The organism is Polyangium sp. 6x1 (assembly GCF_029946515.1).
Classification (GTDB): domain Bacteria; phylum Myxococcota_A; class Polyangia; order Polyangiales; family Polyangiaceae; genus Polyangium.
On record NZ_JARZHH010000055.1, the window covers coordinates 1 to 26,379 of the forward strand.

A 26,379-nucleotide genomic window follows, 5' to 3' on the forward strand; every position below is an offset into this window, starting at 1 on the left:
GCACGATGCGGATGCGGCCGCCGAGCTTGCGCAGGAACGCATACCCGTCCCGCAGCGCCTCGGCCTGCTCCGGCGAGAGCTTGCCCGACGCCTCCGCGCAGGCGGCCGACGACGCGCCCCCCGCGGAGTCCGCCGCGCCGCCCGCGCCGCCGCCCGCCGCGCCGAAGGGCGCTGCGCCGAAGGGCGCCGCTCCCGCGCCTGCCGCGCCGAAGGGCGCCGCTCCCGCGCCTGCCGCGCCGAAGGGCGCTGCTCCCGCGCCTGCGGCCCCGAAGGGCGCTGCTCCCGCGCCTGCGGCCCCCGCGCCGAAGAAGGTCGCACCGGCTCCCACCAAGAAGTGACGGAAGCGGGGTGCTCGCGAAAGCGGGCGCTCCGTATCACCCGCGGTCCGGAGGCTCGAAAGGGCCTCCGCGACCCTTCCTTCACGACCTCGGCTCGTCCCTGTGAGGTGCGCGCCGCGGTCTGTGTGGCGTGAGGCTCCCGAGGCTGCGCCACCTCGTACAAGGACGGTCGTTCAGGCCGTCGAGCATTCCGTTGGAACACCGATTGGACTGCGACAAGGGACATCGAACATGAGACGACATTGGCTTTTGGCGGGCCTCGCGAGCGTGACAGCGCTCGGGATCTCGGCCCGCGATGTGGCTGCCGCGCCGAACCTGCGCGTGCAGGTCGATCAGAAGGGTGACTTCCTCCTCATCGGCAACACGCTCGCCTACGACTGCCAAAACATCGCGGGCAATCCGCCGCCCGCGCCCCTGGTGGGCAGCGTTCCGGCGCTCGCGCAGTGCGGCAACGCCGCGGGCGACAGCGGCGTCGACATCCTGTGGCGCTCGGACTCGCCGATGGACGGGCAGGCCGAGGCGAACACGGGCATCACGGTCGCGAACGCGCGCAGCACCGCGGTCCTCACGCTTCCGGCAGGCGCGACGGTCACGCACGCCTACCTGTACTGGGCTGCGACGCGCACCGTCACAGGCGCCGACGTCACGGCCACGATCGACCGGCCGGGCGGCTTCAGCGAAGACGTGACGTCGATCCAGAGCTACACGACGAACGTCAACAACAACAACCCCACCTACCAGAGCGTCGCCGACATCACGTCGATCGTGCAGGCGCAAGGGTCGGGCGCGTATCGCGTCTCGGGCGTCGACGTCGAGAACCCGATCGGCAACACGGCCGATGAGACGACGTTCGCGGGCTGGTACATGATCGTGCTCTACGAGCGCGCCTCGGATCCGCCGCGCAACCTGGCCATCTTCGACGGCTGGGACATCGTGGGCAACGGCAACCCGCAAAACGTGACGCTCTCGGGCTTCCTCGTCCCCCCGGCGTTCGCGAACGCTCGCCTCGGTGTCGTCGCGTTCGAAGGCGACACGGCGCTCACGGGCGACTCGTTCTCGTTCGGCGCCGCCCCGCCGCTCTCGAACGCGCAGAACCAAGCGGACAACTTCTTCAACCGCACGCGGTCGGACCTCGGGCTCCCCGTCACCGTCGTCGGTGATCTGCCCCAGCTCACCGGCACGGCCGGCAGCTTTGCGGGCATGGACATGGACATCGTGGACATCACGAGCAAGCTCACGGCCGGCCAGACGTCCGCGCCGATCGCGGGGACGAGCAGCCAGGACCAGTACTGGCTCGCTGCGTTCGTGACGTCGATCCCCACGTTCAAGCCCGACTTCTCGACGTCGCTCAAGACGGCCGTCGATCTCAACGGCGGCGCGCTCCTGCCGGGCGACACGGTCGAGTACACGGTTGTCGTGACGAACACCGGCAACGACACGGCGGTCAACACCGTGCTGACGGACGTGATCCCGATGGGCGTGACGTATGTCCCGGGCTCGATCGAGGTCATCGCCGGGCCGAACATGGGCACGAAGACCGACACGGCGGCCGACGATCAGGGCGAGTACGTCGCAGGCACGAACACGGTGCTCGTGCGGCTCGGCGCGGGCGCGAACGGCGCGAATGGCGGGACGATGCTCGTCAACGACACGACGACCGTGAAGTTCCGGGTCACCGTGAACCCAGACGCATCGGGCACGATCAACAACCAGGCGATCATCACCGCCGCGGGCGAGCAGGGCGCGCCGGCGCAAGACACGCCGACCGACGGCAACGGGCCGACGAGCGGCGAGCCGCCGACGCCGATCGTGATCGATCAGTGCGAGTCGGACGCGAACTGCATGGCGCCCACGCCGGTCTGCAACGTCGCGGCGACGCCGAACACCTGCGTCGAGTGCGTCACGGACGCGCACTGTAGCGGCGCCACGCCGACCTGCGATGTCATGTCGAACATGTGCGTCTGCGTGCCCACGGGCGCGGAGATGTGCGACGGCATCGACAACAACTGCGACGGCGTCGTCGACGAAGGCTGTCTCGACTCCGACAACGACGGCATCCCCGACGACACCGAGACCCAGACGGGCACGGATCCGAACGACGCGGACTCGGACGACGACGGCGTGCTCGACGGCGACGAGCCGCAGGGCACCGACGACACGGACGGCGACGGCCTCATCAACGCGCTCGATCCGGACAGCGACGACGACGGCCTCTTCGACGGCACCGAGCTCGGCAAGGACTGCGCGAACCCGGCGACGAACAACGCCGCGCAGAGCTGCCGCCCCGACGCGGACATGGGCGCCACGACCACGGATCCGCTCGATGCGGACACGGACAACGGCGGCGTCTCCGACGGCGACGAGGACACGAACCTGAACGGCAAGATCGACGCCGGCGAGCGTGATCCGAACGATCCGGCCGACGATTCGAACGCGCCGGTCGACACCGACGGCGACGGCCTGAGCGACGATCTCGAGGAGCAGATCGGGACGAACCCGATGGACGCAGACTCGGACGACGACGGCCTCCTCGACGGCGAGGAGCCGAACCCGAGCGCGGACACGGACGGCGACGGCCTCATCAACGGGCTCGATCCGGACAGCGACAACGACGGCCTCTTCGACGGCACCGAGAGCGGCAAGGACTGCTCGAACGCGGCGACGGATCCGAACGCGAAGAACTGCATCCCCGATGCGGATCCGACCACGAAGACCTCGCCGCTCGACGCGGACACGGACGACGGCGGCGTGATCGACGGCTCCGAGGACGAGAACCGCAACGGCGCCGTGGATCCGGGCGAGCTCGATCCGAACAACGGGGCGGACGACACCACGAAGCCGGACACCGACGGCGACGGGCTGACGGACGACTACGAGAACGAGATCGGCACGGACCCGAACGACGCGGACTCCGACGACGACGGCGTGATCGACGGCCTCGAGCCCAACCCGACGGACGACACCGACGGCGACGGCACGATCAACGCGCTCGATCCGGACAGCGACGGCGACGGGCTGAAGGACGGCACGGAGATGGGCAAGGATTGCTCGAATCCGGCCACGAACCCGGCGGCGAACAACTGCGTCCCCGATGGCGACAACGGCGCCACGACGACCTCGCCGGTCGATCCCGACACGGACGACGGCGGCGTCTCCGACGGCGACGAGGACACGGACAAGGACGGCGTGGTCGACGAGAACGAGCGTGATCCGAACGATGCGACGGACGACAACATCGTGCCGCCCACGGACTCGGACAACGACGGTCTGACGGACGACGAGGAGGCCGATCTCGGGACCGATCCGAACGACGCGGACTCGGACGACGACGGCGTGCCCGACGGTCAGGAGCCGAGCCCCGGCGAGGACACCGACCGCGACGGCAAGATCAACGCGCTCGATCCGGACAGCGACAACGACGGCCTCTTCGACGGCACCGAGCTCGGCCTCGACTGCTCGAACCCGGCCACGGACGCGACGGCCGAGACCTGCATCCCCGACGGGGACAAGGGCGCCACGAAGACCGATCCGCTCAAAGCGGACACGGACGGCGGCGGCATCAACGACGGCGACGAGGACAAGAACAAGAACGGCGTGGTCGACACGGGCGAGAGCAATCCGCTCGATTCGGCCGACGACGTCGTGGACGGCATCATCCTGACGGGCAACGGCTTCTGCGCCACGCGGCCCGGAAACGATGCATCGCCGGGCGTGGGCTTCCTGCTCGCGCTCGCGGCAGGAACGGCGCTCCTTCGCCGCCGTCGGCGGAGCTGATCGACAGGTAGAGAGCTCTTCGAGCGCGGAAGGCCGCGCCGGAGATCGATGAGGCGCCGCGGTCCTTTCGAGGGCCGCGGCGCTTCGTTTTTGCAGGGGGCGAACCTCGCATGTCCTGACGGCACGAGATCGACGTGCGCGCGCGTCGTCCCCACGTGGAGCGTCATCGCGGCGATGGTGGTATCCTCCGCTGCATGCGCGTTCGTGCCTCCCTGCTTGCGCTGTCGCTCGCGTTGCCGGCGGCGCTGTTGGTGTCGCCACACTCGCCCCACACCGGCCCGAGCGAAGCTCAGGCAGCGGTGTCGGTGGTCATCTCGCTCGATGAGCTCGTGACGAGCTCGTCGTACGTCGTCGTCGCGAAGGCGTCGGAACGACAGAGCATGTGGGAAGACACGCCGAATGGCCGGCGGATCGTCACCTACACACGCCTCGACGTGGAACGCTCCGTGGTCGGTGAGCCGGGCACGCAGGTGTGGGTGCGGACGCTCGGCGGCGTCGTGGGCGACGTCGGGCAGTGGGTCTCGGGCGAGGCCGTGATCCACCCCGGAGAGCGCTCGCTTTTGTTTCTGCACAAAACGCCGACCGCCGTCGTGGTGACGGCGATGGCGCAGGGGCATTACCCCGTGATCACGACGGAGGGGGGTTTGCCGAAGCTCGCGCCGAGCCCGGACGCAGGGACGATCCTGCCGCGGACCGGGCCCAGCATCGGCGCGCGTGAGGTGCTCGTGGGGGCGACGCTTTCGCGTGCGCTCGTGGCCATCGAGGAGGTGAAGCGTGCACCGCGTGAACGCAAGTAACCGGGGACGGTTCGCTCCGATCGCGGTCGGGCTCGCGCTCGTCGCGGCGGCGACGCTGCTCGCGCCAGAGGCCTCGGCCTACTGCCGCACGACGAGCTGCAAGGGCGTCGGGACGGGCGCGCGATGCACGCCCGTGCGCCCGACCGACTGCGGCGTCGAGCTCTTCTGGAAGAGCCCGTGCGTCAGCTTCTCCATGCAGAAGGACGCGTCGGTGCAGATCGACGTCGACGACGCGACGCAGATCTTCGTGGATGCCTTCAAGCAGTGGACCGACGCCGACTGCGGCGAGGGCAAGCATCCGCGCATCAAGGTCGTCGACCTCGGCCCCGTGGCGTGCCACGCCCACGAGTACAACAAGAAGGCCGGCAACGCGAACATCATCCTCTTCCACGACGACGTGTGGCCGCACGCCGGCGCGGGGAGCACGCTCGCGCTGACCACGGTCACGTACAACGTCGACACCGGCGAGATCTACGACGCCGACATGGAGCTCAACGGGGCGAACGTCGAGTTCACGACCGGGACCGACAACGTCCTCTACGACCTGCCCTCGATCGCGACCCACGAGACGGGCCACTTCCTCGGCATGTCGCACTCCGCGGACGGGACGGCGACGATGTTCGCCGACTACATGCCGGGCACGATCAACCTGCGATCGCTCTCGAACGACGACATCGAGGGCATCTGCGCGGCCTACCCGCCCGGCGATCCGATCCCCGCGTCCTGCGATCCCACGCCGCGGCGCGGGTTCGAGTCGCAGTGCTCGCCGCCGCCGATCGTGACCGAAGACGGGAGCTGTTGCGCGACGGCCCCGGGGTCGCCGCGCTCCGCGGGCGCGAGCGCCCTCGCGGCCCTCGCCCTCGCCCTCGGCCTCGCGGCGAAGCGGCGAGCCGAACGCGCGCGTCCATGACGAGCCAGGAAGCGCCGCCGTACGAGGTCCTCTGGGTCGAGGAGGCACGCGCGCTCGGGGGCGCGATCGAGCGCGCCATGCAGGCCAAGGCGATCGCGGTGGACGTGGAGGCGAACGGCCTCTTCGTCTACCGCCCTCGCCTGTGCGCCGCGCAGATCGCCTGGGAGGAGAGCGAATCGACGGTCGTCCTGATCGTCGACACGCTCGTGACGAGCGCGGCCGCGCTCGAACGGCTCCTCGGCCCCGAGGGGCCCACCAAGGTGCTGCACGATCTCACGTTCGACGCGCGCATGCTCGCCGAGGCCGGCGCGCCGCTCGCGCGCGTGCGCGACACCTCGGTCACAGCGCGGCTGCTCGGGCAGAAGGCGACGGGGCTCGCATCGGTGCTCGCGGCAGAGCTCGGGGTCGTGCTCGACAAACGCTTTCAGCAACACGACTGGTCGCGAAGGCCGGTCTCGCCAGCGGAGCGGCGTTACCTCGGCGACGACGTCGCCTACCTCCTGCGGCTCGATCGCGCGCTCGCCGCGAAGGCGGCGGCGATCGACATCGAGGCCGAGATCGAGGAGGAGTGCACGTACAAGCTCCGCGCCGCGCTCGCGCCTCCGCGGGAGACGCGCCCCTCCTACGTGCGGGTCAAGGGTGCGCAGAAGCTCGATCGGCCGGGCCGCGCCGCGCTCAGGAACCTCGTCGCCGCGCGCGAGGCGATCGCCGAGGCCGCCGACGTGCCGCCGTTCAAGATCGTCACGAACGAGATCTTGATCGAGCTCGCCCAGAGGCGTCCGACCTCGGTCCCGGAGCTCGGCCGCGTGCCCGGCGCGCTCTCGGGTCGCGCGGGGAGGCACGCGGCGAAGTGGCTCGACGCGATCGCGCGCGGCGCCGCCGAAGGAGACGTGCCGCCCGAGGAGCAAGCGCTCTTCGAGGTCGCGCCGATCGATCGGAAGGAGATCGCGCGGCGTCGGGAAATCGAGGCGAAGATCAGCTCGTTCCGGCGCGCCGAGGCGAAGCGCCGCGGCGTCGACGAGCAGGCCGTGCTGCCGGGGCATTGCGCGCAGGATCTCGCGAGCATCCTGCTTTCGTCGGCGGGAGAGGACGCCGCGGCGACGCTCGCGCGGATCGCCCAGATTCCTGGCCTCGGCGCGAAGCGGGTCGAGCGGTATGGCAAGCGCCTTTCGTCGCTGCTCACGGCGCCGGGCGAGGCCCCCGCGCAGGCACGGGGGAGCGCGCAGCGCGAGGAGCCGTGAACGGAGCCGTCGCTCCGCTGCTCGTCGTCGCGGGCGAGGCCTCGGGCGATCGCATCGCGGCCGAGGTGCTGCGCGCGCTCGGGCCGGCCGTGCGCGCGTTCGGCATCGGGGGGCGCGGATGCAGGGCGCGGGGCATGGAGACGCTCGCGGATACGTCGGACGTCGCCGCGATGGGCACGCTCGACGTGCTCCGCAAGGCGCCTGCGCTCGGCCGATCGCTCGGCGCGCTGCTCGGCCGCATCCGCCAGGATCCGCCGCGCGCGGCGTTGCTCGTGAACTTCACGGAGCTCAACGCGCGGCTCGGGCGGGCGCTGCGGCGCCGCGGGACACGCGTGCTCTGGGCCGTCGCACCGCAGGTCTGGGCCTGGCGCGCTGGGCGGATCCGCGCGCTCCACGACGCCGTCGACCGCCTCGCCGTCGTCCTGCCGTTCGAGGAGCCGCTCTGGCGCAACGCGGGGTACGACGCTCGGTTCGTGGGGCATCCGTCGGCCGATACGCCGCGCCTACCCCGCGAGGTCGCGCGCGCGCGGCTCGGGCTCGGTAGCGGGCGCGCCGTCGCCGTGCTCCCGGGCAGCCGCGCCGGCGAGATCACCCGCCTCGCGCCACTCTTCTGCGAGGCCGCCGCGATGCTCACGGCGCGCGGCGACGTGGACGAAGCGCGCGTGCTCGTGGCCCCTTGGCTCGACGCGCGCGCGCGGGCCGAGCTCGAACGGGCCGCTCGCCGCGCCGGTATCGGGATCACCGAAGCCGACGCGGAGCATGGCGCCTCCCCGCTGCTCGGGGCCTTCGATCTCGCGCTCTGCGCCTCGGGCACGGCATGCCTGGAGGCCGCGCTCGCCGGGCTGCCCACGGTCATCGGCTACCGCGTCGATCCCCTCACCTACGCCCTCGCGCGTCGCCTCGTGCGAACGCCGCACATCGGCCTGCCGAACGTCCTGCTCGGCCGCCGCGCCTACCCCGAGCTGCTCCAGGACGCGTGCACGGCCCGCTCGCTCGCCTCGGCCGCCGCTTCGATGGCGAACGACGAGCAACGTGCGCGGAACAAGGCCGACGCCCGCGAGCTCGAAGCGCGGCTCACGCCCCCTTCCCCGGGTCCGTTCGGCGCGCGCGTCGCGGCCCTGCTGGATCCGTGGCTCTGATCTTTTGAGCCCAAACGGTCCCGTGTGCCGCTAGGGGGATGACGACGACGCCGACGCCCCCCGCTTCCCCGGCTTCGCCCGCATCGCCTCGAAGGCGCTCACGATCTCCCGGGAAAACTCTTCCACCACCGCTCGATGCGCCTCGAGCCCACCGTCGAGCCCCGCGCGCGCCTTCTCCAGCGCGGCGCTCACCTGCTCGCCCCGCTGCCGCGCGAGCACCCGGAACGCGAGCATCCGCCCCGCGGGGACCGCGACGAGCGCGATCGTCGCGGGCGACCATGCGAAGGCCGGCGCCGCGCGCGTGATGGAGCCGAGGTCCGTGAGCGGCGAGCGCGAGAGCCACACCGAGAGCACGCTCTGGTAGCCCTCGGCGACCGAAGGCGGCAGACCGTCGCACATCTCGTGCAGCGGCACCCGCTGCGTCTCCACGTGCACGCGCCGCAGGTTTTGCCACATCAGCAGCCGCTTCGGCGGAGGCACGCCGCGGAAGCTCGCCGAGCCCGTCCACCATCGCACCGACGTATCCGCGCGGTTGAGCTCCATCACGCGGGCGAACGTCGCATGACGCGCGAGCGCCGCGCCCACGTCGCGCGGGGCCGGAACTTCGCCGCACAACTCGAACACGCTCCGCAAGAGGCGCATGTAACGCCCCTTCGTGAAGAGCCCGCCGAGCTCGTGGTTCGTCACCTGCAAGAGGTCGTTGAGCGCCGCGGCGAGGGCCCACTCGTGCACGTCGAGATCGGGGAGCGTATCGACCGGCGCGATGAGACGCGCGCGCCTCACCCGCGCCACGTCGATCCGCGAACGCAGGTCCGCGTCGACGATGTGCCTCCCCTCCCCGAGCGTCGTCCCGAGCTGCCCAAACGGTCGCGCGAGGCGCAATTTTCCGCCGAGGACGAGGGGCGCGACGGTCCCCGCGACGAGCTCCTCGAACCGTTCGTCGTCGCTCGCCAAGCTAGCCTCCGCCGCCCGCGCCCCCGGGGAGCGCGGGGAGAGCGCCATCATCACCCGCCGCGACGTCCCGCAGCGGCCGGAGCCCCACGCCGCCGAGCGTCACCTCGGGCAGCTCCGTGGCGAGCGCCGACGAGAGCGCGTCCGCGAAGCGATCGGCCGCGAGCGGCAGCCACGCCTGCGCTTCGAGCACGGCCGCTTCGAGCGAGACGAACCCTTCCTCGGGCACGCCGAGCACGGTGCCGTCGCGGCCGATGAAGAGCACCTGCCCCGGCGGCGCGCCGAGCGAGCGGTAGAGCACGTCGGGCGCGACCGCGGGCACCACGTCGTACCCCGCCGGCACGTAGAGCTGCTTGTGCACCTCGCGGAAGAACTGCCCCACGGGGATGCCTTCGATGCCCGTCGGATGGCGGACGATCGCGCCCCGCTCGGTGAACGCGACGCGCGCCGCGCGCAGGCTCTCCGGCCCGAGCGCGTAGGCGATGCGGCGCAGCACCGGCAGGTCCTCGGCCTCGACCCAGGTCGCCGTCACGTGACGCCAGGGATCGAGCGTGGGCACGAGCCGGAGCGCGACCGAGACCGAGGTCGTCGGCTGCGCGCTCGCGCGCGCGGCGGCCACGTCCTTGCGCATCTCCATGCGGGCGAAGGCGCGCACGTCACCGAGCGCAGGCAGCTTCGGGATCTCCAGCGGATCGAGCCCGTGACCGCGAAAAAGGACGAGGCCCGTCTCCGCGAAGACGGGGCACGCGCGCAGGTTCACGGGGTGCCGGAAGCCCACCTCCACCGCTGTCCCCGGCGCGGCCGGCACGAACATCGACACGCCAGGCGTCCGCGTGAGCAGCGGGATCATGCGCTCCGGCAGCTCGGGCACGCGGAAGAGGTACCGGACGACCGGCCCATCATCGAAGCTCGACGCCGGCGGCCACTCGGCGACGCCAACCTCGGCCGTGACGCCCGAACGCACGAAGTAGTGGATCAGCGCCGGCCCGAGCCCCGCCTCCGCGGCGAGCCAGCGCGCCCCGGGCTCGCGCCCCGTCGAGGGATCCGCGTGCGGCTCGAGGCGCAGCACGAGCGAGCGGACGTCGACCTTCCGCTCCGTCTCGTAGCTCTGCGAAAACGTGTTGTGGTAGAGCCAGAGCGTCGCGTCGCCCGCGCTGATCTGCGCCACGTCGTAGCCGAAGGGCGCGGCCGCGTCGCGGTACTGGACGAAGTGACGGCTCGTCCCGGTGAACGTGTATCCGCCGGCGAGGCGGGCGATCTCGGCGATCCGATCCATGCGATCGCTCGTCTCCGCCGCGAACGTGAGCGTCACCTCGCGCGCGCCGAGCTTCGAGCGCACGACCTCGATCGCGAGCGACCGGAGGATGTCGGCGAGCGAGCCCTGCCTCGTATAGAGCGCCAGGAACGCGACGAGCCGATCGATCGAGGGCAGGAGGACCACGCCCTTGGCGCCGAGCGCCACGCCGCGCGCGTCCAGGCCGAGACCCGGTGTGCGGAGCCTCGTCTGGTGGACCGCGACCCGCTCGAGCATGCGCTAGCTCCTCTGCGTCTCCTGCGCTCGCGGGTTCACACGAACCGGCGGACGCGTGGCCGAGAGGCTAGGGTCTCGGCCCGAGACCGTCAAGCGAGCGCGCGGAAGGGTGCACCTGCCGCCTTTTGGCTCGTGCGACGATTGTGTACCCTTGGGCGGGCCCGCGTACCACGGGCCTGTGTAGACCCTCGGCCGGCAATCGGCGATAGGGAGTCCCGAGCAAGGCATGGCACGCACCCAGCAGCTCATCGCCGGGCGATTTCAGGTCGAGCGCGAGGTCGGACGCGGCGCCGTCGGCATCGTGTTCCGCGCGTTCGACACGGTCTCCCAGCGGCGCGTCGCCCTGAAGATCATCGCCGCAGGCGAGTCGGATCCCGGCGAGCGCACCCGCCTCCTGCAAGAGGGCAAGATCCTGAGCGAGCTCGATCATCCGGGGATCGTTCAGGTCGTGGCCTACGGCGCCCTCGACTCGAGTTACACCGCCGCGCTCGGCCGCAAGTTCGACGAAGGCACGCCCTTCATCGCCATGGAGTGGCTCGAAGGCGAGGACCTGCTCACGCGCCAGCTCCGCGCCGCCCTCACGATGCGCCAGGCCCTCGACATCGCGCGTCAGGTCGCCTTCGCGCTCGCCGCCGCCCACGACGCAGGCGTCGTCCACCGCGACATCAAGCCCTCGAACATCTTCGTCCTCTCGAGCCGCTTCCCCGATCCGGACTCGCCCCCCGTCTCCACGCGCACGACGCGCAGGACCCGCGACGACGGCGAGCCCGCCCCCGAGCAGCTCACCTCGAAGCTCGTCGATTTCGGCGTCGCCACCTCGCGCGACATGCGCCTGACCGGCAACGACATCTTCGTCGGCACCCCCGCGTACATGGCCCCCGAGCAGGCCCGCGGCGACGCCATCGCCGACGCGCGCAGCGACATCTACTCGCTCGGCGCGACGCTCTTCGAGCTGCTCACCGGAAGACCCCCGCACATCGGCTCGAACTCGATCGCCACGATCGCGCTGCTCGCCACGACGCCCGCGCCTCGCTTGAGCGAGCTGCTCCTCGACGTGCCCGAGGCCCTCGAAGAGCTCGTCGCGCGCATGCTCATGTCCGAGCGCGAGAACCGTCCCACGTCGTCGCGCGAAGTCGCGCTCGAGCTCGACGCGCTCTGCCGTGATCCCTCCGTCCCCGAGGTCGCGCGCGCGCTCTCCACCTCGACCGAGCCGCCGCCCATGAACACGCGGCTCGTCACGACGCTCGTCGCGCTCCAGGTCGGCTCTCGCAAGGAACAGCGCCTGCAGCTCCTCGAACGGCTGCGCGAGCGCGGCGCCGACGCCCTGCCTCTCGGCACCGACTCGATCGTCGCGCACCTCGGCATGCGCCAGTCGCACGGCGACGAGGCCACGAACGCCCTCGATCTCGGCCGCTGGCTCGCCGAGCTCGGCGCGTGCGTCGGCGTCTCGACGGGCCGCACCCGGCTCGATCGCGTCAAGTCCGCGGGCGACGTCGTCGATCGCGCGAGCGCCCTCGCCCGGAAAGCGGGCGAGGCGAACCTGCTCTGCGACAGCACCACGAAGGATCTCGACAAAGGCTTCTTCCAGTTCGACCCCGTCCCCGGCGGCCATTTCAAGGTCGGCGCGCGCGCCAAGCCCGAGGGACGCAAGACCGAGCAGTTCATCGGACGCGAGGCCGAGCTCATCAACGCGCTCGCGCAGTACGAGCGCTGCGTCGACGATCGCACGCCCATCATCGTCACGATCTCGGGCCCGCCCGGCATCGGCAAGAGCCGCCTCGGCCGCGAGTTCGTCAACCGCATCACGACGCGCGACGAGCCCCCGCTGCTCGTCCGCGTGCGTTGCGAGTCCTTCGGTCGCGCGCAGGCCCTCGGCGTCGCCACCGACGCCCTCCGCGCCATGCTCGGCCTGCCGAAAGGCGCGAGCCTCGAGCAAGTCGAGCAAGCCCTGCGCGTGCGCAAGCTCCGCAGCGGCGACAGCACCCTGCTCTCGCGCCTGCTCGCGAACCAGCCCTTCGACGACGGCCTCGATCCACGCGGCGCCCGCGACTCGCTCTACCTCTCGATGACCGAGCTCGCCCTCGGCGCCGCCTCCGCCGGGACCTGCGTCTTGCTCTTCGAGGATGCGCAATGGTCCGACCCCGAGAGCATCTCCTGGATCGAGCACCTGCTTGGCCGCGCCACGAACCTGCCGCTGTTCGTGATGATGGTCATGCGACCGGGCTTCTGGCGCGATCAAGGCCAGCGCTTCGTCGGCCGAGATCACGTGCGCATCGACCTGCGCCCGATGTCGAAGAAGGCCACGCGCGAGATCGCCCGCGCCATCATCGGCGAAGGCGCCGACGAGGCCGTGCTGAACCGCGTCGCCGAGCAAGCCGCAGGCTCGCCGCTCTTCGCCGAGGAGCTCGCGCGCGTCATCGCCGCAGGCAAGGACGTCACCACGGCCGCCACGATCGAGGCCGCAATCCAGGTCAGCCTCGACGCCCTCGACGACGCGACGCGCGAGGCCGTCGTGCGCATGAGCGTCCTCGGCCTGAGCGTGTGGGACTCCGGCATCAGCGCCGTCGGCGTCGCGGACGCGGACGGCGCCCTGAAAAAGCTCATCGCCGCAGAGCTCCTGGTCGAGCACGGCGCGAGCCGCTTCGCCGGCACGCGCGAGTTCCTCTTCAAGCACGCCCTCGTCCGCGACGTCGCCTACGCCTCGGCAAACGAGGAGCTCCGCAAGCAGATCCACGCCGCCGCAGCCGAGTGGCTCGCCAACATGGGCGAGGACGCCGCGACCGTCGCGCAGCACTTCGACCTCGGCGCGCAGCAAGAGAAGGCCGCCGTCTACTGGGAGATCGCCGCGCGTCGCGCCCTCGCCACGAACTCGCTCGGGGAGGCCGTGAAGATGGCCGAACGAGCACTCATGTTCGCAACGGACAAACCCACCGCCTTCGGACGCGCAGTGCTGCTCGACGAGGCCCACAGCCGTCTCGACGCAAAATCCTCCGAGCGCAAGGAGGCCATCGACGCGATGGCCGAAAACGTCTTCGACGAGGAGAGCGAGATCCGCTCCCTCGGCGCCCGCGTCCGATACGACTACGTGCTCGGCGCCGGCTTCGACGTCGAAGCCCGCCTCATCCAGTGTCGTGACCGCGCCGCAAAGCTCGGGGTCGTCGAGGAGGAGGCGCGTTGTTCGGCATCCCTCGCGAACCTCTACGCCTACGCAGGCCAGCTCGATTTCGCCGAACGCGAGACGCGCGTGCTGCTCGACCTCACCGAGCGCCGCTCGATCGACTGGGCCGCCGTCGACGCCTGGCAAGCCCTCGCCGTCGTACGGCAAACGCAAGGGCAACTCGGCGCAGCACTCGACGCCCGGCGCAACGCAGCCCGCGCCGCCAAGAGTGCAGGCCTGCAAGAGCGCGAAGCCATGCTCATCACGAACGTCGGCTTCGCCCTGACGACGATCGGAGCGCGCCAAGAAGCCCTGCACCAGCTCGAAGCAGGCCTCGCGAAGGCCTCGGCCATCGGCAGCCCCGGCACCGTGCGCAACGCGCAGATGAACCTGCTCTGCTGGGCCGCAACATTCGGCCCCGAGAGTCGCCTCGACGCAGCCCTCACCGAGCCCCGCGCAAGCGCAGACGAGGCAACCGTCGCCTGGTTCCACAAGGATCGCGTGACGCTCGGCACGCTCTTCTACCGCGGCTGCGAGCTGCTCCGCACCGACGGCGCAGGCAACATCCCGCGCGCGCGCTCGCTGCTCAAGACCGCAACCGAAGCCTACCGCGCCTCCCAAAACCGAGACGTCCTGCCCGTCGCACTCGGCTTCTGGGCCGAAGCCGAGCGTCGCTTCGGCAACTCCGACCAAGCGATCGAGCTCGCCCGCGAAGCCGCGGGCCTCGTCGAATCCGGCGCCCCGAGCCTGCTCAACGAGGCGTCGATCTACCTGACGCTGCACGACGCGCACGTCGACATCGGCGACCTGAAGACCGCGCGCGACGCGATCCAGCGCGCCGTCCCGCATCTCGAGCGTCGTCTGAAGGGCCTCGAAGGCACCCCCTACGCGCGCGCCTTCCTCGTGAACCTCCCCCACAACGCAGGCCTGCTCGCCGCCGCCGAAGCCTACGGCTGCGTGACGAAGCCGATCGAGCAGGTTCTCGCTCTGCCGCCGTCCGAGAGTTGAGCTCCAGGGGGTAGCGCCGGGGTTTCACTCCAGGGCGTAGCGCCGGGGTTTCACCCCGGACCCGACGAGGGGCTGTCCGCCCCTCGACCCGGACCAGGCGCGGCCTGGACCGAGGGTGCATCGACCGCGATGCGGTCGATGCAAAGGCAGATGTTTGGTGCACAAACGAAACCGCCCTCCCCTTTCGAGGAGGGCGGCTCGTTTTTGTCGACGCGGTGAGGGTTACTCGCCGCCGATCGCGATGCCCAGCGTCTGCCGCAGCGCGAAGTACTGATCCGACACCGAGAACAGGAGCAGCTCCTTCAGCTTCTCCTGCGGCGGCAGATCACCCGGCTGCTGCGGCTCGGCCGCGATGATCTTCTTCGCGATCTCGAGGTCGCCGCAGAGCAGGTACCCCGCGCGGTTCGCCGTGATGTCCACGCACTGCGACCACCGCTTCAGGTTCGCCTTCGCGCCATCCGCCACGAACTTCTTCACGACCATCCGCAGACCTTCGATCTGCATCGGCTGCATGAACTGGCGAATCGTCTGCGCCGTCGCCAGCACCTGCTTGTCGATGTCCGCTGGCGAAGGCGCGTCCGGCTGGACGAGCTTGATCGCCGCGAAGAGGAGCACCGTCAGCTCAGTGACCGTCGGGAACAGCGTCTTGATGTAGTGCTCGCCGCGATACATCGCGAGGTGCTTGCCGATGATGAACGTCAGCTCCTGCGGCGAGAACCCCGTCAAGACCGTTTGACCCGCAACCGACGACGGCGGCTCGGCCGGAACGGCGACGAGAGCACCCGGCACGTCGCTGCGCACATACAGCGCCGGGCACGGAATCCCGAGGACCTGCGAAGCCCAGCCGAACGTACGAGCGAACGTGACGGTCGACGTGGCCGGATCCTGGCGGAACCGCGGATCGAGGACCGGCTTCTCCTTCTTCGCCTCCAGCGTCGCGATCTTCGCCTTGAGCGCCGCAGAGGCGATCATCTCGAAGATCTTGCCGATGTAGAGGTTCTCCTCCTCGTGGAAGAGGTTCCGGAGCCACTGCTCGTTGTCGAGCCGGTTCTTGACCTGCAGCATCCCCTGCGGACGGTAGTCCTCGAAGAAGCGCTGCTCGTCCTCGTCGGCCTTGCGAATGAACGCGAGCGCCGCCGCCGTGCACCACGCCGGATCGTACGACTTCTGCTCCACGTAGAGCCGGTAGAGCTCGTGGTACGAGTCGGCGTTCGTCGCGTCGATCTTCACGAGCGACTGGTACTCGGTGATCGCGTCCTCCGTGTTCCCGAGGCCCGTGTAGAGCTGCGCCAGGATCTGGTGCTCCTGCGTGTCCTCCGGCTTCAGGCGCGAGGCGATCTTGAACGTCTCGACCGCCGCGTTCACGTCCTCGAGCCGGTCGCGGTAGATGAGGCCGAGGGCGTGCCAGAGGGTGAACTCGAGGTCGATGTTCCCCTTGCCCGCCACGCGGTGCAGCATCTTCCGGTAGGCGCGCTCGAGCTGCTTCCAGTCCCTCTGCGACGTGAGGATCTTGTTGATGCGCTCGAACGCGTCGAGGAACGCCGGATCGAGATCCAGCGCGTCGTTGAACAGGTCCACCGCGCGCCCGAGATCCTCGAGCTTGTCGCGATAGATCTGCGCCATCGTGAAGAAGTAGCGCGACTTGCGACCAGGCTGCGTCTCGAGGTCCGCGATGCGCTGGAGCGTGTCCACCATCTGCTCCCACTGACCGACCTTCTGGTACAGCGTGAGCATCCGGTGCAGCAGAACGTGGTTCTGCGGCTCCAGATCGAGCGCCTCTTCGAGCGCCTCGACGGACTTCGTCGGGTTCTGATCCTTCTCCCACGTATCGGCGATCTCACCGAGCAACCTGAAGCGCTCGGCGCCGTCGATGATGTTGTCGAGGATCTGGCGCTTGTAGTGCGCGACCTGCTTCCAGTCCTTCAGCCCGTCGTAGACGGCGACGAGCGCGTCGAGCGTCGGCCGATGGGCCGGCTCCACGCCGAGGGCCTTCTCGAAGTTGTTGATCGCCTGCTTCGCCTGGCCCTGGTTCTGCTTGATGAGGCCGAGCTTGTAGTAGACGTTCGCCCGCGCTTCGGTCTCGGCCTCGTCCGTCGTCCCCAGGACCTTCTGGTAGTTCGTCAGCGCGCCGGCCCAGTCACCCAAGCGGAAGCACACGTCGGCGAGGCCCTCGATGGTCTCGCGATCGGTCATGTCGATCGCGTAGGCCGCCTGGTACGCCTTGAGCGCCTGCTCGTTCTTTCCGACCGCGACGAGCACCTTGCCGAAGGTGTTCTGCAGGCGATGCTGCTCGGGCTTCTCGCGCTTGCCCGACTTGCGAACGAGCAGCTCCGCGAGCGGCTCCGCCTTCGCCCACTTCTCATTGCTCACGTACTCCGTGAGCAACGGCATCGCCGCGTCCTCGTTGTCGCCGTCGCTCTGCAGCGCGAGCTCGTAGGCTTGCACCGCGAGGTCGTGCTCACCGATGCGGTCGTCGCGCAGCCTGCCGAGCTCCACGAGGAGCTTGGCGCGCTGGCGCGGCGCCTCGGTGTTCATCTGCTCCTGCTCGAGATACCGCGCAGCGGTGTCCCAATCCTCGGAGTCGATGGCGATGACGCGCAGCGCGGCGAGGGTCGGCACGTGCGCCGGATCGAGATCGAGCGCCATCTCGAAGCGATCGCGCGCGGCGATCCGATCGCCCTGCTTCTCGTCGAGCTGCTTACCGATCCGGTAATACATCTCGACGCGCTGCTTGCCGTCCGGGGTCAGGTCGGCGACGCGCGTCATGTAGTCGATGGCGCGCGACGTATCCTCCTGCTTCTCGTAGAGCTTCGCGAGCGCCTCGAGCGCCGGGATGTGCTTGTCGTCGAGGTCCGTGATGTTCAGCCACGCGTCGATCGCGCGGTCGAAGTCCTGGACCTCCTCGGCGTACACCTTCGCCGTCGCCGACCAGAGCTCGATCTTCTTCTGCCGATCGATCGTCGCGTTGATGTGGCGATCGTAGGTGCTGATGAGGTCGTGCCACTGCCGCAGCCGGCGATAGCAACGCTCGAGCGAGTCGAGCGCCGCCTCGTGGTGCGGATCGATGTCCACGACCTGCTCGAGCCTCGCCGCCGCGAGATCCGGCTTGAGGAACTGCTCCTCCTGGATCTTCGCGATCTTGAGCAGCACGTCGATGCGCTCGCGCTCCGTCGTGACCACGTCGAGCTGCATCTCGAGCACGCCCACGAGATCCGGCCACTGGTGCGTCTGGTTGTAGACGCGCTCGAGGCCGCGCATCGCGAGCAGGTTGGCCGCGTCCACCTCGAGCACCTCGCGGAAGACCTGACCCGCCTTCTCGATCTGGCCGAGATCTTTCTCGTACAGGCCCGCGCAACGCAGCTTCGTGGCCGCGATCTGCGAGCCCTCCGTCTGCGCCTTGCCCTTGCGGGTGAGGACGTCGACGAGCTCGGGGAGCAGGCCGCGATCCGTGTAGATGCGGTCGAGCGCCTCGAGGGCCGGCAGGTGATACGCGTCCACGTCGAGCGCACGCTTGTAGAACGAGAGCCCCTGCTCCACGTCGCCCGCGTTCTTCTCGAGCACCTCGCCGAGCTCCGTCAGGATCTCCTTGCGATCGGTGTCCTTGACGGCGATCTCGAGCGCCCGCGTGAGCATCTGGCCCTGCTGCTGCCACTGGCCGCCCTTCTTGTGGAAGTTCGCCATCTGGCGCAGCACGTCGACGTTGTTCGGGTCGATCTGCAGCACCTTGCCGTAGTACGGCTGCGAGTACTCGGGGTGCCCGAGGTCCTCCGCGTACCACTTCGCGAGGTGCAGGCAGAGCCGGATCGTGCGCAGCGGATCCCGATCCGGGTTCAGCCCCTGCAGCCAGCCGTTGACCGTCTGCACGAGCTCCGGCCAGCGGTTCGTCGCCTGCGCCATGCGCTCGAGGTAACGGACCGTGTCCATGTTGTCGAAGTCGAGCTCGAACGCCGTCAGCAGCGCGTCGAACGCCTGCATCCGGTCCTCGAGCTCGGTCTCGAACACGCGCGCGACCTTGCGGAGGATGTCCGTCTTCTCGTCCGTGTCCTCGCGCGAGTCGAGGCGCGCGAGGTAGAGCTCGATGAGCGGCTCGGCCCGGTGCGCCGCGCCGTGCAGCTCCTCGAGCGCGAGGTAGGCCCGATCGTGCGTCGGCTCGATCTCGAGGACCTTCTCGTACGCCGGCGTGCCCTTGTCCTTGTCCTGGACCTGGTGCTCCCAGATGTCGGCGACCTCGAGGTACTCGCGGATCTTCTCCGCGCCGTCCTCGTACGCGGCCGCGCGACCCATCTTGACGTCGATCACCTCGACCCAGCGCTCCTCGGCGCGGAGCAGGTTCTCGAGCGCCGCCATGGCCTCGAAGTCGCGCGGGTCGACCGCGAGCAGCTTCCGCCACGCGTCGATCGCGTCGTACGGCTGGACGAGCACGGTCTGGTACGTCGTCCCGAGCTCGCGGTAGAGGGCCACCACGTTCTCGGCCGGCAGCACCGAACCCGCGCGATCCACCGTCTGGTGGAGGATGCTCACGAGCTCGTTCGGATCGTTGCGCTTCCGCCAGATGTCCGCGATCGCGTAGAGCGCCTCGACGTTCGCGTACTCGATGTCGAGCGCGCGGTTGTAGTCGTCGAGCGCGAGGTCATCGCGCGTGAGCTGATCGTTGTAGAGCTTCGCGCGACGGAGCAGCACGGCCACGCGCGCCTCGTCGGTCGGCTCGACGTCGAACTGCCGCTCGAGAACCTCGCAGAGCTCCGCCCACCGCTGCTCGCGCTCGTACAGGTTCGCGAGCGCGAAGAGCGCCTCCGTGTCCTCGCCCTTGATGTCGAGGACCTGCTTCCACATGTCGATCGCGGCCGGGATGTTGTTGAGCATCTCCGGTTCCGAGAGCAGCCGCGCCATCTTCGCGCGCACGTCGCCCTCGTTCGCCGTGATCTGGAGCTCGCGCTCGTAGACGCCCATCAACTCGGTCCACGAGCCCTTGCTGCCGTACAGGCGCTCGAGCGCGTAGATCGCCTCTTCCTTGTTCGGCTCGAGCTCGTCGAAGAGCTTGCGGAAGGCGCGGATCGCGTCGTCCACCTGCCCGAGCTGCTCCTCGTACACCTGGCCCAGGCGCGCGTAGAGGTCGATGACCTCGTACGGCTCCATCGGCACCTTGACCCGCTGCTCCAGGATCCCCGCGAGGTCGGCGTACTGCTCGAGCCCCGTGTAGATCCGATCGAGCTCGGCGAGCGCCTTCGGATCGAGCGGATCGACGCCGAGCACGTAGCGGTACGTCTGCTCCGCCTTCTCGATGTCGCGCAGCTCTTCCTCGAACACACGCGCGAGCCGCGTGCCGATGTTCGTCTGCACGGCCTTGTCGGAGTGCAGGCCGAGCACGTCGGCGTACGCGTCGCCGAGCGTGTTCCAGCCGCCGTCCGTCGAGCCGCCGAGCCGCTCGACCTCTTCGAGCGTCTTCTCGTCCGCCGGGTACTCCTTGAGCGCGCGGACGTACACGCCGAGCGCGCCGTCGAGCGCCACGAGCCGCTCCTCGTGGATCTCCGCCATGCGGTAGTACATGGCGAGCCGATCCGCAGGCTCCGTGAGGTGCGTGAGCTGTGCCTCGAGGACGCCCACGAGCTTCTCGAAGTCGCCGGACGACTGGTAAAGCGGCTCCAGGATCTCGCCGATCTCGAGCTGCTTCACGCCCGCCGCGAAGAGCCCTTCGAGGGCCTCCAGCGTCGCCATGTGATCGGGCGCCGCGTTCAGGATCTCGCGGTAGACGCCGATCGCCGCCCCGAGGTCGTTCAGGCGGAGCTGGTGGACCTGGCCGAGCCGGTACTTGAACTCGAGCGAGTCCTCCGGGTTCGGCGACGACTCGGCCTCGCGCGCGAGCACGGGCACGAGATCGGTCCAGCGCTCGGTCATCGTGAAGAGCCGGTCGAGCGAGGAGATCGCCGTCCAGTTCTCCGCGTCGACCTCGAGCACGCGCCGGTAGCGCGCCACCGCGCTGTCGACGTCCTCGAGCTGCGTCTCGAAGATCCCCGCGAGGCGGAGCCCGAGCTCGACGAACTGATCCGGCTGCTCACCGAGCTTGTTGAGCTCCTGATCGTAGAGCGCTGCGACGTCCTTCCACCGCGTCACGTACATCGCGAGTCGCTCGATGTTGCCGAGCGAGTCCTGGTTCGCGATGTCGAACGTCACCGCGCGCGCGTACGTGTCGAAGGCCGCCTGGTGGTTGCCGAGCATCTCCTCGTGCAGCCGCGCGATGCGGTGGAGCAGATCCACCTTGGCGTACGGATCGTCCGCCTTCGCGACCTGGACCTCGAGGACGCTGATCAGCTTCTCCCACTGCTGCGCCGTGTCGTAGATCGGCTCGAGCACGAGGGCCGCTTCGAGCGCCGCCGTCACGCCGCTGCTCTTGATGCCCTCGAGGGCGATGAGCGTCGGCTCGTGATCGGGCATTACCTGGAGCAGATCCCGGTAGAGCTCGATCGCGCGCTGCACGTCGCCGAGTCGCTTCTCGTAGAGCTCGGCGATTCGGTAGTTGTAGCTGATCTGCTCCGCCGGATCGGCCGAGATGCGGGAGAGGTGCTCGAGCAAGGGGAGCAACTCGTGCCAGTTCTCCGCCTGCTGGTAGAGCACGTCGAGCCGACCGAGCGCCTGCTGATCGTCCGGATCGAGCTCGAGCACGCGCTGGTACGTGTCGATGGACGCCTTCACGTCCTTGAGCTCGCTCTCGTAGACCGCGCCCATCTGGTAGTAGATGCTCTTCTTCTCCTCGGGATCGCCGACGAGATCGACCTTCTTCGTGTACACCGCGAGCAGGTCGGCCCACCGCGACAAACCGAGGTAGAGCTTGATGAGCTGATCGATCGCGCCGAGATCCTCCGCATCGAGATCCAGGATCTTGCCGTACACGGCGATCGCCTGGTCATGCCGCTGGAGGATCTCCTCCTCGATCGACGCCGCCTGGAAGAGCGCGCTCTTCTTCTCGCCGAGCTCGTCGAGGATGTCGGCTTTCTGCTGCAGGATCTGCGACAGCTCCTCGAAGCGATCCGCGACCCTGAAGAGGTTCTCCAGAGCCTCAGCGGCACCGAGGTTGTGCACGTCGATCGTGAGCACCTTGCGGTAGTGCTTGATCGCGCTCTCGATGTCTTTGATGTCGACCTCGTAGACGCGCGCGCTCATCGTGTAGAGCTGGCTCGAGAGCTCAGGCTCCTGCTGCTGCTCCGCGAGCTGCTCCAGCACACGCGCGAGGTCGACGAACCTTTCCGTCGCACGCGCCAGCCGATCCAGGCCCTGCTGCGTCGTGTCGAGCGCCGGGTCGTGCCCGAGCGCGCGCGCGTACGTGTCGAAGGCCGAGTTCAGATCACCGCCGGCTTCCTCGTAGAGCGTCGCGATCTGGTGGAGCAGCTCCACCTTGCGGCTCACGTCGTCGCTCCGTCGGACCTGCACCTCGTGCACGCCGATGAGCTTCATGTAATCGCCCGACGCCCTGTAGAGCGGCTCGAGGATCTCGGCGATCGCCACCTCGTGCTCGGGCAGCTTGCCGAGCCGCTCGAGCGCGCCGAGCGCCTCCTCGCTCGCAGGCTCGCGCTCGAGGACCTGGCGGTAGCCCTCGATCGCCGTCTCGACCAGGTTCATCTTCTCGCGCAGCGCCGCGAGGCGGAGCATGAGCCGGATCTGCTGCTCGTCCTCGGTGGCGTACCGGAGCTGCTGCTCCAGGTTGTCCGCGAGGTCCTCCCACATGCTCTGCCGCGAGAAGAGGCCGTCGAGGGCCGTGAGCGCCACGTGGCTCGTCGGATCCTCGCGCAGCACCTCCTGGTAGGCCGCGATCGCGTCGCCGGGCTGCGAGAGCTTCTCCTCGTAGACCTCGGCCATCTGCGCAAAAAGCGCCTCGCGATCCGTGAACTCCGGCGCGAGCGCGATCCGACGGCGGAAGACCTCGATGAGATCCTGCCACCGCTCGGTGCGGCGATAGAGCGCGTCCATCGCGGCGAGCGCCTCGCCGTCCGCCGGATCGATCTCGAGCACGCGCTTGTAGCCGTTCGCCGCGTCCTCGATCTTGCCGAGCTTCTCCGAGATGCCCGCGAGCCGCATCCAGTACTCGCGCGCGAGTCGCTCGTCGCTCAGGCCCCCCGCGATCTCGCTGAAGACCGCGAAGAGTTTGTCCCACGAGCCGGCCTGCGCCGCGAGCTGCTCGAGCTCGCCGCGCGTCTCGCCGTTCGACGGATCGTCCTTCAAGGCGCGGCTCTGCGCCTCGAACGCCCGCGCGAGATCCGTCAGGTGCTCGGCCGCCGTACGCGCGACCTTGCGCAGGAGGTTCACGCGCGTCCCGACGTCCGCCTCCGCGGCCGCCAGGATCTCGAGGGACTGGATGAGCTTCTCCCAGTCACCACGCGTCTCGTAGATCTCCTGCAGGATCCCGGCCGCCTCGGCGCGAAGCTCCTCGTTCTCGAGCAGCTTCTCGAGCGCGATGCGCGCGCCGTCGTTCGCCGGATCGAGGACCAGGATCTCGCGGTAGTTCTCGAGCGCGCCGTGCGCGTCCCCGAGCTTCTCGAGCGTCGAGCCGAGCCGGTACTTGAGGTCGACCGTGATCGCGTCGCCGAGGTTCAGCTCGATGCGACGACGGAGCACGTCGACGTAGCTCTCCCACTGCTCCTGCTCGCGATAGAGCGTATCGAGCGCCTCGAGCGCCGGCGCGTCGGCCGGATCGTCCTGGAGGACCTCGTTGTACGTCGTGATCGCGCTCGCGGGCTCCTTGATCTCGTTCACGTAGAGCTGCGCGATCGCGTAGCGGATGCTCTTCGTCTCCTCGGTGTCCTGCGCGAGCTCGAGCTTGCGCTTGTAGATCTCGAGGAGCTCCGTGAACCGACCCGTGTCGCGATAGAGACGCTCGAGCGCCGAGATCGCCTCCGCATTCTCGCTGTCCGTGTCGTACACGGCGCGGAACTGCGCGAGCGCGTCGTCCACGCGCTTGACCTCGTCGACGAGCACACGACCGAGCCGGAGCCGCAGCGCGATCCCGAGATCCCGATCCGCGTCCTCGTCCGCGCGCGCGATCGTCTTGCCGTACGACGCGATGAGGCTGTCCCAGCTCCCCGTCGTGCCCGCGACGCGCTCCACGTCCTCGACGCACTGCTCGTCGCCCGGCGCGAGCTCGAACGCGGACAGGAACCGCTCGAACGCCTTCTGCGGCTCCTTGAGCTTCGCCTCGTAGAGGCCCGCGACCTCACGGTAGAGCGCGAGCTTCGTGTCGGCGTCCTGATCGTTCGCGAGCTTGACCTCGATCGCGGTCGCGAGCCCCTTCGCGTTGTTGGCCTGCGTGTAGAGCGGGATCAGGGCCTCGGCCGCCGGGAGGTACCCGGCGTCGATCGTCCAGACCTTCTCGTAGGCCTTCATCGCCCGATCGGGCTTGCCCTTCTGATCCAGCCAGAGCTGGGCCGTCTTCATGAGCAAGCTGATCTTGTTCTTGTCCTCGGTCTCCTTCGCCTCCTGCGACTCGAGAACGCGGATGAACTCGTCCCACTTGCCCTGCTCTTCGTAGAACCTCTGCAGGTCCTCCCAGCGAGCGACCTTCAGGTAGAGCTTCTTCAGCGCATCCTGGGCCTTGCGCTCGTTCGGATTCAGCGTGAGCAGCTGCTCCCACGCCTCGATCGCGGCGTCGTCGTTGTTCAGGCGCTCGCCGTAGAGGGCGCCGAGCTTGCCGAGCAGCGCCTCCTTCGTCTTGAAGTCGGCCGTGATCTCGACCTGCTTCTGCAGCACGACGGCGAGTTTGTCCCAGTCCTTCGAGCGGTCGTGGAGGCCCGACAGCGCGTTCAGCGCCTCGACGTTCTCCGGATCGTCGGCGAGGACCTCGTCCCAGAGCTCGACGCAGACCTCGGGCTTCTTGACGCGCTCGGTGGCGAGCTTCGCGATCTCGAGGAACTTCTCGGCGCGCGACGCCCCCGGCGGCATCATCTGCGCCTTGCGCCGGTTCAGCCCGATGAGCTTCTCCCAGTCGCGACGCTTCTCGTAGCTCTGCTGCAGGTACTCGATCGCCTGCGCGCTCTCGCCGTCGATGACGAGGATCGCTTCGAAGCACTTCACGGCCTCGGCCGCGTTCGAGAACTTGCCCGTGTAGAGCTCTGCGGCCTGCAGGTAGTACGAGATCTTGTCCGACGCATCGGGCACCGCCTCCGCGAGCTCGACGAGCGTCTTGACGTACTCGTTGAAGCGCTTGGCCTGCTCCTGCTTCTGGGCCTTGGCCTTGAGCTCTTCGATCTTCGCCCAGTCGACGGAGTCCTCCTCCTCGACGACCTCGGTGGACACTTCCGTCTCCACCTCGGGCGCAGCAGACGCCGGCGCGGGCTCGGACATGGCAGGCACCGACACCGCGGGCTCGGACACGGCAGGCACCGACGCCGCAGGCACCGACGTCGCGGCTCCAAGGCGCTCGCCGATCTGCGTCTCGAACGCGAGCAGCGTGGGGTGCTGCGGCGCGACCTGCGAGAGCTTCTCGAACCAGGGCCGCGCGCGCATCACGTTGCCGAGCTTCTGCCAGATGATCTGGCCGGCCTGCGCGAGCATGAACGACGAGCCGTTGCCGCCGTCCGAAGCGATCTTCTCGGCGAGCGTCGCGACGCGCTCCCAGTCGCCTTCCTTTGCGCCCCAAAGATCACGCAGGTACGTGAACGCGCCCTCGGCCTCGGGATCGTGCGCGAGCGCCTCCTCGAGCAGCTTGGCGCCGAGCTCCGCGTTCTGATGGCGCGTCGCCCAGCGCGTGCCGAACCGGAGTGCCGACTCGGCGCGAGCACGGCCGTGCATCGCGTCGAGCACGCGGCGCTGCGCGTCCACGAGCACCTGCGAACGCTCCTCCTCGACGAGGATCCCCTCGTAGAGCGCGGCCACCTGCCGATCGAGCGGGTTTGCCTCGTACGCCTTTGCGAGCAGGTCGTCGACCTCCGCCGGCGCGAAGCGACGCGCGAGCCGCGCGGCGCGCAGGAACAGGCGCGCCCGCGCAGCCCCATCGAGCGACGCGTCGTTCGCGCGCTGGAGGAGCTCGGCGACGTGCGCCTCCCAGCCTTCCAGCTCGACCTGCGCGTCGGCGAGGCCGGCGCGCGCCTCCTCGCTCGTGCCCCCGGACGCGCCAAGCGCGCGCGCGTACGTCGACACGGCCTTCTCGTTGTCGCCGATGTCGCAGTACACGTCACCGAGCTCGACGAGCAGCGCGGTCGCTTCGGGGCCGTCCCCGAGCCCCTTCAGCTCGAGCTCGAGGAGCCTCTGGACCATGTTGATCTTGCCAAGGTCCCAGTACACGAGCCGCGCGAGGCGAAGCGCCTCGGTGAGCGTCGAATTCAGCTTGAAGGCGTCCTGCAGATGCTTGAGCGCCTTGACGCCCTGGAGGAATTTTTCCTCGAGGAGCCGCCCCAGACGCAGGTGGTAGCCGGCCTTCGCCGTGGCATCCCCCTCGCTGGCGAGCCCCTTCTCGAGCTCTTCGGCGAGCCCCTGCCATTCACGAACCGACTCGAGATGCTTCAGACGCTGCGCAAGATCCATGGATTCCTCGGCCCCTGACCTGACC

General features: G+C 69.3%; 10 protein-coding genes. 6 read left to right on the plus strand and 4 right to left on the minus strand.

Annotation, left to right across the window (positions count from 1 at the left end):
- Positions 1-331, minus strand: a 331-nt coding sequence (locus QHF85_RS36300) for a hypothetical protein (RefSeq protein ID WP_281331988.1), incomplete at its 3' end; no start/stop codon positions are given.
- Between the two features lie 238 nt (positions 332-569).
- Here QHF85_RS36300 and QHF85_RS36305 point away from each other — a divergent pair.
- The 5 genes from QHF85_RS36305 (at position 570) to lpxB (ending at position 8,199) form a co-directional block, all read left to right on the plus strand.
- The gene (locus QHF85_RS36305) at positions 570-4,112 is read left to right on the plus strand and encodes a DUF3344 domain-containing protein (protein WP_281331989.1); all 3,543 of its coding nucleotides are present in this window, start codon (positions 570-572) and stop codon (positions 4,110-4,112) included.
- Between the two features lie 299 nt (positions 4,113-4,411).
- A complete protein-coding gene (locus tag QHF85_RS36310; protein WP_281331990.1) occupies positions 4,412-4,909 on the plus strand; it encodes a hypothetical protein in 498 nt (165 codons plus the stop codon).
- Positions 4,887-5,819 (plus strand): matrixin family metalloprotease, encoded by a 933-nt coding sequence (locus QHF85_RS36315; protein ID WP_281331991.1) that lies wholly within the window; start codon positions 4,887-4,889, stop codon positions 5,817-5,819. The genes QHF85_RS36310 and QHF85_RS36315 overlap by 23 nt, the downstream gene beginning before the upstream one ends.
- A complete protein-coding gene (locus QHF85_RS36320) occupies positions 5,816-7,060 on the plus strand; it encodes an HRDC domain-containing protein (protein ID WP_281331992.1) in 1,245 nt (414 codons plus the stop codon). Before QHF85_RS36315 ends, QHF85_RS36320 begins: the two co-directional genes overlap by 4 nt.
- The gene (gene lpxB / locus QHF85_RS36325; RefSeq protein WP_281331993.1) at positions 7,057-8,199 is read left to right on the plus strand and encodes a lipid-A-disaccharide synthase; all 1,143 of its coding nucleotides are present in this window, start codon (positions 7,057-7,059) and stop codon (positions 8,197-8,199) included. Before QHF85_RS36320 ends, lpxB begins: the two co-directional genes overlap by 4 nt.
- Before the next feature lie 30 nt (positions 8,200-8,229).
- Here lpxB and QHF85_RS36330 read toward each other — a convergent pair whose 3' ends face one another.
- Both QHF85_RS36330 and QHF85_RS36335 read right to left on the minus strand, forming a co-directional pair.
- Positions 8,230-9,153 carry a hypothetical protein gene (locus QHF85_RS36330; RefSeq protein ID WP_281331994.1) on the minus strand — a complete coding sequence of 308 codons (924 nt, stop codon included), beginning with the start codon at positions 9,151-9,153 and terminating at the stop codon, positions 8,230-8,232.
- 1 nt (position 9,154) lies between these two features.
- Positions 9,155-10,681, minus strand: coding sequence for a hypothetical protein (locus tag QHF85_RS36335; protein ID WP_281331995.1), 1,527 nt, complete (start codon positions 10,679-10,681; stop codon positions 9,155-9,157).
- 226 nt (positions 10,682-10,907) lie between these two features.
- Here QHF85_RS36335 and QHF85_RS36340 point away from each other — a divergent pair, with 226 nt between their 5' ends.
- Positions 10,908-14,846, plus strand: coding sequence for a serine/threonine-protein kinase (locus tag QHF85_RS36340; RefSeq protein WP_281331996.1), 3,939 nt, complete (start codon positions 10,908-10,910; stop codon positions 14,844-14,846).
- A gap of 222 nt (positions 14,847-15,068) precedes the next feature.
- On the opposite strand, the gene QHF85_RS36345 is transcribed toward QHF85_RS36340, so the two are convergent.
- Positions 15,069-26,354, minus strand: coding sequence for a tetratricopeptide repeat protein (locus QHF85_RS36345; protein ID WP_281331997.1), 11,286 nt, complete (start codon positions 26,352-26,354; stop codon positions 15,069-15,071).
- Positions 26,355-26,379: the final 25 nt, after the last annotated feature.

Coding starts and splice junctions, on each gene's coding strand:
- QHF85_RS36335 (WP_281331995.1), bottom strand. CDS start 10,681: ATGCTCGAGCGGGTCGCGGTCCACCAGACGAGGCTCCGCACACCGGGT.
- QHF85_RS36340 (WP_281331996.1), top strand. CDS start 10,908: ATGGCACGCACCCAGCAGCTCATCGCCGGGCGATTTCAGGTCGAGCGC.
- QHF85_RS36320 (WP_281331992.1), top strand. CDS start 5,816: ATGACGAGCCAGGAAGCGCCGCCGTACGAGGTCCTCTGGGTCGAGGAG.
- QHF85_RS36345 (WP_281331997.1), bottom strand. CDS start 26,354: ATGGATCTTGCGCAGCGTCTGAAGCATCTCGAGTCGGTTCGTGAATGG.
- QHF85_RS36305 (WP_281331989.1), top strand. CDS start 570: ATGAGACGACATTGGCTTTTGGCGGGCCTCGCGAGCGTGACAGCGCTC.